At 68.3% G+C, this 9,433-nt stretch carries 9 protein-coding genes; all 9 read left to right on the plus strand.

The genetic code is table 11. The features are described 5' to 3' along the window. Nucleotides 1-77: 77 nt before the first annotated feature. Entirely contained in the window at nt 78-806 is a 729-nt protein-coding gene (locus AC1DHD_RS10510) for a FadR/GntR family transcriptional regulator (protein ID WP_476879664.1), read from the plus strand. A gap of 230 nt (nt 807-1,036) precedes the next feature. Then, nucleotides 1,037-2,386 (plus strand): MFS transporter, encoded by a 1,350-nt coding sequence (locus tag AC1DHD_RS10515; RefSeq protein WP_476879665.1) that lies wholly within the window; start codon nt 1,037-1,039, stop codon nt 2,384-2,386. A 9-nt stretch (nt 2,387-2,395) separates the two neighbouring features. Further along, entirely contained in the window at nt 2,396-3,172 is a 777-nt protein-coding gene (locus AC1DHD_RS10520; RefSeq protein ID WP_476879666.1) for an SDR family NAD(P)-dependent oxidoreductase, read from the plus strand. A gap of 62 nt (nt 3,173-3,234) precedes the next feature. Beyond that, on the plus strand, nt 3,235-4,710 hold the full coding sequence (locus AC1DHD_RS10525) for a four-carbon acid sugar kinase family protein (RefSeq protein ID WP_476879667.1): 1,476 nt from the start codon (nt 3,235-3,237) through the stop codon (nt 4,708-4,710). Further along, entirely contained in the window at nt 4,707-5,579 is an 873-nt protein-coding gene (locus AC1DHD_RS10530) for an NAD(P)-dependent oxidoreductase (RefSeq protein ID WP_476879668.1), read from the plus strand. The genes AC1DHD_RS10525 and AC1DHD_RS10530 overlap by 4 nt, the downstream gene beginning before the upstream one ends. A gap of 198 nt (nt 5,580-5,777) precedes the next feature. After that, nucleotides 5,778-7,106, plus strand: coding sequence for an MFS transporter (locus AC1DHD_RS10535; RefSeq protein ID WP_476879669.1), 1,329 nt, complete (start codon nt 5,778-5,780; stop codon nt 7,104-7,106). Next, entirely contained in the window at nt 7,103-8,137 is a 1,035-nt protein-coding gene (locus AC1DHD_RS10540) for a 2-hydroxyacid dehydrogenase (RefSeq protein ID WP_476879670.1), read from the plus strand. Before AC1DHD_RS10535 ends, AC1DHD_RS10540 begins: the two co-directional genes overlap by 4 nt. Before the next feature lie 9 nt (nt 8,138-8,146). Next, nucleotides 8,147-8,836 carry a GntR family transcriptional regulator gene (locus AC1DHD_RS10545; protein ID WP_476879671.1) on the plus strand — a complete coding sequence of 230 codons (690 nt, stop codon included), beginning with the start codon at nt 8,147-8,149 and terminating at the stop codon, nt 8,834-8,836. Between the two features lie 92 nt (nt 8,837-8,928). Further along, the coding region (locus AC1DHD_RS10550) for a sugar phosphate isomerase/epimerase family protein (RefSeq protein WP_476879672.1) at nt 8,929-9,433 on the plus strand (505 nt) is incomplete at its 3' end.

Here is a 9,433-nt window from a genome sequence, read left to right on the forward strand (position 1 = left end):
ACTGAACGCCGCCGCCGGTCGAGTAGGGTTTAGGAAAGGCAAAAGGCGCGCCCCGGGTGCGCAGGCAGGGGATCACGATGGCGGAAACACGGCGGACGCTGGTGGATGTCGTGGTGGACAGGGTCCTCGAGTACATCCTCAGCGGCCAGATCAAGCCCGACGACGCCCTGCCGCCGGAAGCGGACATCGCCAAGGAATCCGGCGTCAGCCGCCTGACGGCCCGGGAAGCGATGAAAGTCCTCAAGGCCCAGGACGTGGTGTACGTCAAGCGCGGCCTCGGCACGTTCGTCAACCCGCCCGAACGCTGGACCGGGCTGGACGCGATCATGCGGGCGGCCTCCCGCGGAGTGGCCTCCGACCAGGTGGCGCTGCGCCTCCTGGAAGTCCGGCGCATGGTGGAAACCGGCGCCGCGGAACTCGCGGCGGCCCGGCACAGCCAGGCCGACCTCGCCGCCATGACGGAGAGCGTCGAGCAGATGGAAGCCGCCCACCACTCCGGCGACGTCGACGCCCTGACCCTGGCAGACATCGCCTTCCACGACACCGTCCTGCGGGCGTCCGGCAACCCCTTCGTGCCGGCCCTCCTGGCCCAGCTGTCCACCCTGCTGTACGCCATGCGGCGGGAAACCTCGGCCTTCCCCGACGTCCAGCGGCACGCCATCCACCACCACAAGGTGGTCCTGGCGGCCATCGCCTCCGGCGAGCCGTCGGCCGCGCGCTCCGCAATGGACGCCCACATCACCCAGACCTTCGAGGACTACAAGCAGTACCTCGCGGTCTCCAGCCGCGGCGCCGCCGCCAGCTGACCCGCGCCCGCGGCCCCGGCGGGCCCCGCGTGCCGCCGTCCCGTCGAAGCTGCACCCGCCAAGCCGAATTACCTCGCGCCTGTTGACGCCGTGCGGCCGTGTGACTAGAATCTCAAACAGATATCAGACATCTGACATCCCAATCACCTCGGAATGCCGCAAGCCAAAGGAGTCTTTATGAGCGCGCACGTCCCTGCCCTGGGCACCCTGATCACCGGTGGAGGCCCGCGATGACCTCCCTGACCGCAACCCCGGCCCTCAGTGAACTGGGCCAGACCACCCTCCGCAAGGTCCGCCGGCGGCTGATGCCGCTGATCGTCCTGCTGTACTTCGTCGCCTACCTGGACCGCAACAACGTCGGCTTCGCCAAGCTCGGCATGCAGGGCGACATCGGGCTGACCGAGGCCGCCTACGGCCTGGGCGCCGGCATCTTCTTCATCGGCTACGCCCTCCTGGAAATCCCCAGCAACGGTGGTATGTACCGCTACGGCGCCCGCAAGTGGATCGCCCGCATCCTCATCAGCTGGGGCATCTTCGCCACAGCCATGTTCCTGGTCAACGGCGAGACCACCTTTTACATCATCCGCTTCCTCCTCGGCGCTGCGGAGGCCGGCTTCTTCCCGGCCATCCTCTTCTACCTCACCCTCTGGTTCCCGGCCGCGCAGCGCGTGACCGTCCTGGGTATCTTCATCCTGGCCCAGCCGATCTCCAACGCCCTCGGCGCGCCGGTGTCCGGAATGCTCCTGGGCCTCGAAGGTGTCGGCGGCCTGCACGGGTGGCAGTGGCTGTACATCATCGAAGGCATCCCGGCGATCGCGCTCGGCATCATCACGCCGTTCGTGATGACGGACCGCCCGGAGCACGCCAAGTGGCTCAAGCCCGAAGAGCGTGACTGGCTCACCACCACCATGAACAAAGAACTGGCCGACAAGCAGAAGGCCGGCAAGCACAACTTCCTGGCCGGCCTGAAGGACCCCCGCACGCTCGCCTACTCGGCCCTGTACTTCGGCCTGGTCTGCGGCATCTACGGCCTGGGCCTCTGGCTGCCGACCATCGTCAAGGCGCTCGGCAAGTTCGATACCGTCCAGGTCGGCTTCATCGTCTTCATCCCCTACGCCATCGCGGCCGTGTTCGTCTACTTCTGGAGCAAGCGCTCCGACCGGACCGGAAACCGGGTCTGGCACGCCAGTGTCAGCATGGTCCTCGCCGCCGTCGGCCTCCTCGGCGCCGGCTACCTGCTCCCGGTCAACGCCGTCCTCGCCATGGTCTTCCTGACCCTCGCGGCAATGGGCATCTACTCGGCAATCGCCCCGTTCCTGGCCATGYCGTCGGCCGCCCTCACCGGTGCCGCAGCCGCAGCCGGCCTCGCCATGGTGAACTCACTCGGCAACCTCGGCGGCTTCGTCGCCCCGTACATCGTCGGCATCCTCAAGGACTCCACCGGCAACAGCCAGAGCGGCCTGACCTTCCTGGCCGCCTGCCTCGCCATCACCGCCGTCGCCACCTACCTCTACGCCCGTAACCGGCCCGAAGGTGTCTCCGCTCCCGCGGCCACCGTCTCCGCCACCGACAGCCACTAGGAACCACCCATGACAGCAAACAACACATTCCCCGCCGAACGAACCGTCGTCCTGACCGGCGCCGCGTCGGCCCGCGGCATCGGCCGCGCCACGGCCGACCGGCTGGCCCGCGACGGCTGGTCGATCGCGATCCTGGACATCAACGCCGAGGACGCCAAGGCGGCCGCGGCGGAGATCGGGTCCAACCGTGCCGTCAAGGCGATCGGCGTCGGCGCCGACGTCTCGGACGAGGCCTCCGTGGACCGTGCCATCACCGAGATCGAGGAGGCGCTTCCGCCGATCGTCGGACTGGCCAACCTGGCCGGCATCAGCTCGCCGACGCCGTTTATGGAGACGTCCGTGGCCGAATGGGACAAGGTGTTCGCCATCAACATGCGCGGTACGTTCATCGTCTCGCAGCGGGTCCTCAAGGGCATGATTGAACGCCGGGTCGGCCGGATCGTCAGCGTCTCCTCGATCTCCGCGCAGCGCGGCGGCGGCACCTTCTCCAAGGTCGCCTACAGCGCGTCCAAGGCCGGGATCCTCGGCTTCACCCGTGCACTGGCCCGCGAAGTCGGCGAATTCGGGATCACCGTGAACGCGGTGGCTCCCGGCCCGATCGACACCGACATCATGGGCGGCACCCTGACGGATGAACGCAAGGCCGCCATGTCCGAGGGCATCATGATGGGCCGCGTCGGCACCCGCGACGAGGTCGCAGCGCTCATGTCCTTCCTGCTCAGCGAAGACGCCGGCTACATCACGGCCGCCACCTACGACATCAACGGCGGCCTGCAGGTCTCCTGACCCCAGGCGCCTCTCGACGTGCCGTGCGGCCCAGGCCGCACGGCACCCGAAAGGACCACAGCATGACAAACGAAACCCACCCCGGCCATCCCGGCCCGCCGGACGCTCCCGCCCCCGTCCGCCTCGCGGACGCCCGGCAGCGGATCCGCGCGGACCGCGCCGCCACCGGCCGCCGGACCGCCGTGCTCGACGACGACCCGACCGGCTCGCAGTCCGTCCACGGCGTCTCCGTGGTCACCGTGCTCGAAGCATCCGAGTACGCGGCGGCCCTCGCCGCGCCGGAATCCACCTGCTTTATCCTCACCAACACCCGCAGCCTCGACGAGGCGGACGCCGTCGCGCTCAACCAGGACGCCGGCCGAGCCCTGTTCGAACTCGAGCAGCAGCTCGGCGCGCCGCTGGACGTGGTCAGCCGCAGCGACTCGACACTCCGCGGCCACGTGATGGCAGAAATCCGCACCCTCGACGCCGTCCGGCGCGAGGTCACCGGCCACGGCTTCGACGGCGTCCTGCTGGCCCCGTCCTACTTCGAAGCCGGACGGTTCACAGCCGGCGACGTGCACTGGGCCGTGGTGGGCGGCGAGCCCGTCCCCGCCGGGGACACCGAGTTCGCCAAGGACGCCACCTTCGGCTACCGCTCCTCCGACCTGAAGGACTTCGTCGCGGAGAAGAGCGGCGGCACCGTAGCGGCCGGGCAGGTGCTCAGCATCAGCCTTGAGGACATCCGCAACGGCGGAGAGGACCGGGTCGCGGAGATCCTGCGCACCGCCGCCGACCTGCAGGTTATTGTCGTCAACGCCACCGACTTCGCGGACCTGGAAATCGTGGTCCTGGGCCTGCAGCAGGTCCAGCGCGAAGGTAAGACGTTCCTGCACCGCACCGGGCCATCCTTCGTCCGCGCGCTGGCCGGGCTGGACCCCAAACCCACCCTGCAGGCTGAGGACATCTGGCCGGCCGGCCGTCCCGCCGGGCACGGCCTCGCCGTCGTCGGCTCCCACGTGGGCCAGACCGCCCGGCAGGTCGCCGTGGCGCAGGCCCGCGGCGGGGTGACCGAGATCGAACTGTCCGTCGCGGACCTCGTCGACCCGGCCGCACGCGCGGACCACATCGCGGCCACCGCCGCCAAGATGGTCAGTGCACTCGCCGACTCCGACGTCCTGCTCTACACCTCGCGTTCGCTGCTGAAGGGCGCGGACGCCGCCGCGAGCCTGGAAATCGCCCGCAGCGTGTCGGCCGCAGTGATTGACGTGGTCCAGGCCGCACTCACCGCACGCCCCGCCTGGGTTATTGCCAAGGGCGGCATCACCTCGCACGACGTGGCTGTCCGCGGCCTCGGCATCCGGCGCGCCACCGTGCTGGGCCAGCTGTTCCCCGGGATGGTCTCCGTCCTCCGGCCCGACGACGCCGCCCCGGGCGTGCAGGGCATGCCGTACGTCGTCTTTGCGGGCAACGTCGGCGACGAAAACGCACTCGCCAACACCATTGAACTCTTCCGCGGCACCCCGTCCGCGGCCCCAGGAAAGGACGTAACCCCATGAGCAAGGTCGGATGGATCGGACTGGGCGCCATGGGCGGCCCGATGGCCGTGGTCCTCGCCAACGCCGGGCACGAAGTCGCGGCCTTCGACGTCGCCGACGGGCGCGCGCAGAGCCTCGCCGTCCCCGGCCTCACCCCGGCCGGGACGGCCGGGGACGCCGTGGCGCAGGCCGACGTCGTCGCCCTGATGGTGGCCACCCCCGCCCAGGCCGACGCCGTGCTGTTCGGCCCCGACCGCCTGGCCGAGGCGCTGCGCCCCGGCACAGTGGTCCTGCTGATGGCCACCRTCGGCCCGGCCGCCGTTGTGTCCCTGGCCGAGCGGCTGGCGCCGTTCGATGTTGACCTGGTTGATGCCCCGGTCTCCGGCGGCACCAAACGCGCCGCCACCGGCGAGCTGCTGATGATGGTCAGCGGATCCGACCGTGCGCTCGCCGCTGTCCGGCCGCTACTGGATGCAATGGCAAGCTCGGCCCCCGTGGTCGGCGCGGCGGTGGGGGACGGGCAGAAGGTCAAGCTCGTCAACCAGCTGCTCTGCGGCGTGCACATCGCTGCCGCGGGGGAGGCCCTGGCCTTCGCCGAAGCCCTCGGCCTGGACCCCAAGCAGACCTGGGAGGTGCTGCGCTCCGGCGCGGCGGCATCCTTTATGTTCGATGACCGCGGCTCCAGGATGGTGGACCCGGACAACACTGAAGTCCGCAGCGCCCTGGACATCTTCGTCAAGGACATGGGGCTGGTGGTCGACGCGGCGCGCGAAAGCACCTACCCGGCGCCCCTGGCCTCTGCCGCCGAGCAGCTGTACCTCAGCGGCCGCCGTGCAGGTCTTGGCCGACGCGACGACTCCACGGTGATCGAGGTCCTGCGGGGCCACTGACGCCCATCCCTCGCCCCGCCCCCGCCCCGCTTCCCCTCCGCCAGCAGCGGCGGGGGAGCGGGGCGCAGTTGTCCCTTACAGAGGCCCAACAAAAAAGATCAACCACCCCTTGCCTTAATCCGTAGATCCTATAGGGTCTACGATTAGTGGTCGCCGCCAACGGAGGCAGCGCGTGTTGAAGACACAAAGGGGTGTGTTGTGGCAACAGAGACAGTACAGACACGGCCGGGCGAATCGGCCGTCCGCAAAACCATCAAGAACCTGCGTTGGTGGATCCTGGGCTGGGCATTGCTGGCCGGGATCGTCAACTACATGGACCGGAGCGCCATTGCCATTGCGGCTCCGGAAATGATCAAGCAGCTCGCCCTGACGAAGACCGACATCGGGTTGCTCGGAACGGTGTTCTCTTGGGTCTATGCCTTCAGCCAGCTGCCCGCCGGCTGGCTCATCGACAAACTCGGTGCCCGCCGCATGTACTTCCTTGCCATAGCGTTGTGGAGCGTCTCGACCGCGCTGATGGCTATCGGCAGCAAGATGTGGCACTTCATCACGTTCCGTGCCCTCCTGGGTATCACCGAGGCGCCTAATAGCCCGGCGTCGGCCAAGGTTACGGCTGAGTGGTTCCCGCGGACCGAGCGGGCGCAGGCAACTGCAGTGTGGGACAGCGGTTCCAAGTGGGGCCCGGCCATTGCGCCGCCCATCCTGACCGCCATTCTCCTCGGCTTTGGTTGGCAGGCCATTTTTGTGTTCCTCGGTGTCATCGGACTGGTGCTGGCAGTGGGCTTCTTCCTCTTCTACCGCTCACCGGAGGAGCACCGCCGGCTCTCGGCGGAAGAATTCGAACTGATTCAGCGCGATCGGCTCGCCCCCGCCGCGCCCTCGGCCCGTGTCTCGTGGTTCGCCCTCTTCAAGCATCGCCAGACCTGGGGCCTGATGGCCGGATTCTTCTGTGTGATCTGGATTTGGAACCTGTTTATCGTCTTCCTGCCGCTGTACCTGCAGCAGGCGCGCGGCGTCAGCATTGCCAACACGGGCTTCCTCGCCGCCGTTCCGTACTTGGTGGCGGCGGTCATGGGCCTGATCGGCGGCTACATCATCACGCGCTACTCCCGCCGCCCGGGAACCAGCCCGTTGGCCGCCAAGCGCCACGTGATGGTGGTAGCTTCCATCGCCTCCGGGGCCCTGGTGTGCCTGGTGCCCTTCATCAGCGACCTCACACTCGCGATGGTGGTTTTGAGCGTGGCCATGGGATGCATTGCCACCATGACGTCGGCGGCATGGGCCATGCCCGGAGACATTGTGGACACCCGGCAGGTGGCATCCCTGGGTGCCATCATGAATTTCGGGGGCTACTTTGGCGGGGCCTTCTCACCGCTGATTGCCGGCATGATCGCCGATGCCACCGGCTCGTACACGCCTTCCTTCGTCCTGGGCGGCGTCATCGCGGCGCTGGCGGCAGTTGCCTATATCGTCCTGGTGAGGAAGCCGATTGAAGTTGGCGGCGCAACCAGCGTGGCAGAGGTATGAGCCGGCTGGCACCGTTCCGGGTCGCCGTCACCGCTGACGCGGTGCGGCCGGACGGCACCTCGATCCATGGCGATCTCGGCCTGCACCGGCTGACCGAGGCCGGTATTCAGTGGCATGTACTCCCCAGCTACGTTGACCCGATTCCTCCCCGGGACCTGGAAGGGGTGGATGCGGTGCTGTCCCTGGGTCACATTCACTTCGGCGAAGAGRCACTGGCCGCAGCCCCGGACCTGAAACTGGTGGCGAGGTTCGGGGCCGGTTACGACACGGTCGATCTTGAGGCGTGCACCCGCGCCGGCGTTATGGTCACGAATACGCCGGAGGCTGTGCGTAGGCCGCTCGCTGCCGCCGGTTTGACCCTGGTCCTCGCCCTGGCGCATCAGTTGCTCGCGAAGGATCGGCTGACCCGAACGTCGCGGTGGCAGGACCGGGAACACCACCGCGGCGCGTCCATCGACGGCGCAACGCTGGGCATCGTCGGTTTCGGAAGTGTCGGGGCCGAGCTGGCCCGGATGGCGGCGCCCCTCGGCTTCAAGCTCTTGGGCAACAATCGAAGTGGCCGCCACCCCGAGGCCGCCGGGCTGGATGTGACCCTCACCAGCCTGGACGAGCTGTTGGCCGCGGCCGACTATGTGGTCCTGTGCGCGGCTCTAACGCCTGAGACCGAGAAACTCATCGGCCGGCGCGAGCTGGACCTCATGAAGCCGGGCGCCTTCCTCATAAACATTGGTCGGGGCCGGTTGGTGGATACGGATGCCCTCCGTGCGTCCCTGCAGGAGAACGGCATAGCCGGCGCGGGCCTGGACGTCTTCGAGCCGGAACCGCTCCTGCCCGATGATGAGCTCCTTCGGATGGATAACGTGGTGCTCTCACCCCATTCGCTGTGCTGGACGGCGGATTTCACCCGCGATGTCTCAGCCAGCTCCATCGAGGCTCTCCTTGACGCCGCGGCGGGCCGCCGGCCCCGCAACCTGCTCAACCCGGAGGTGTTGAGCCTGGCTCCGGCGCAGGGCGGGGCGCGGCGGCTATAGGATTTCACTATGGCACTCAAGGAACCGGCCTCCCGCGGCATCAGCAGGCAGGTCCTCGCCGACCACGTCTACGAGGCGCTTCTTGCCGCGCTGATGGACGGCAGGCTCGAAGCCGGCACTCCGGTCAGCATCGACGGGATGGCACGGGAGCTGGACGTCTCTCCCACCCCCGTCCGGGAAGCCCTCGCCCGGCTCGAATCCACCGGCATGGTGCGCCGGACCGCCCTACGCGGGTACCGGGTGGCGCCGCTGTTCACGGCGGACGAGCTGGCGGACCTCATGGACGCCCGCCTCGTGATCGAACCCGCGAACGCCTTTATGGCCTGTAGCCACGCCGACGCCGGGCTGACCGTGCAACTGGCGCAGGCCATCGAAGACCTCAAAGCCGCGCCGCGGGGACCGTCCTTCTCCGAGTTCCGCTCCTACTGGGAAGCCGACGAGCGCTTCCACCGCCTCATCGCCGAGCACGCCGAGAACCAGTTCCTGCTTTCGGCCTACAATGCCCTGGGCGGGCAGGTCCAGCGGTTCCGCTTCTTCGGCGGCCTCGGTGTCACCGATGCCGACTTCGCGATCGCCGAACACACCGAAGTCCTGCGCGCCTTCGAGGCCGGGGACGCCGAGCTCGCGCGCCTCAAAATGATCGAGCACATCGAGGGCGTCAAGCAGCGCTCACAGCACGACAGCGAAGTCCGCAGCTAGCCGAACGGCGTTCCACCCCACAACTAACCCTTGACAAAGCTTTCCTCGCTGATAAATCCTATAGGAAATGTGATTCAAGAGTTGGAGTGACAATGCCGTACACCGCCGAAAACTGGCCCATCACCGCGGCCCTGCTGCAGTTCCCGGGCATCCGCGCCGACGGGACCCCGGTCCAGGACGCTCCCGCCAGCGACTGGCAGCGCGTCTTCGAAGAGGTGGCCGACGCAGGCTTCGCCAACGCCGACCTCACCGACAGCTGGGTCCGCCCGGGAGACCTCTCGCCGGCCCGCCTCGACGAACTCGCGGCCGCAGCACGGCAAGCCGGAATCGGCCTSCCSGCCATCTCGGCCATCCGCCGCAGCGTCATCGACGAGRCGAACTGGGAAGGCAACCTTGCGTACACCCACCGGACCCTCGAGGCCGCCGCGCAGTTGGGCTGCGAAGTCGTCTCCATCGGCCTGCACCAGGCGCTCACCCCGGCCCAGCGCGAACAGCTCTGGTTCTGGACCGTCGAGGGCCACAAGGATCCGGCGGGGGACAAGGAGACCTGGAACAAGGCTGTCACCCGGATCCGCGACGTCGGACGGCACGCTGCCG

It is taken from the genome of Arthrobacter sp. 05L45_2 (genome assembly GCF_056397525.1).

Bases quoted from the DNA above. Each gene is read 5' to 3' on its own strand.
- AC1DHD_RS10525 (WP_476879667.1), top strand. From the start codon at position 3,235: ATGACAAACGAAACCCACCCCGGCCATCCCGGCCCGCCGGACGCTCCC.
- AC1DHD_RS10520 (WP_476879666.1), top strand. From the start codon at position 2,396: ATGACAGCAAACAACACATTCCCCGCCGAACGAACCGTCGTCCTGACC.
- AC1DHD_RS10510 (WP_476879664.1), top strand. From the start codon at position 78: ATGGCGGAAACACGGCGGACGCTGGTGGATGTCGTGGTGGACAGGGTC.
- AC1DHD_RS10545 (WP_476879671.1), top strand. From the start codon at position 8,147: ATGGCACTCAAGGAACCGGCCTCCCGCGGCATCAGCAGGCAGGTCCTC.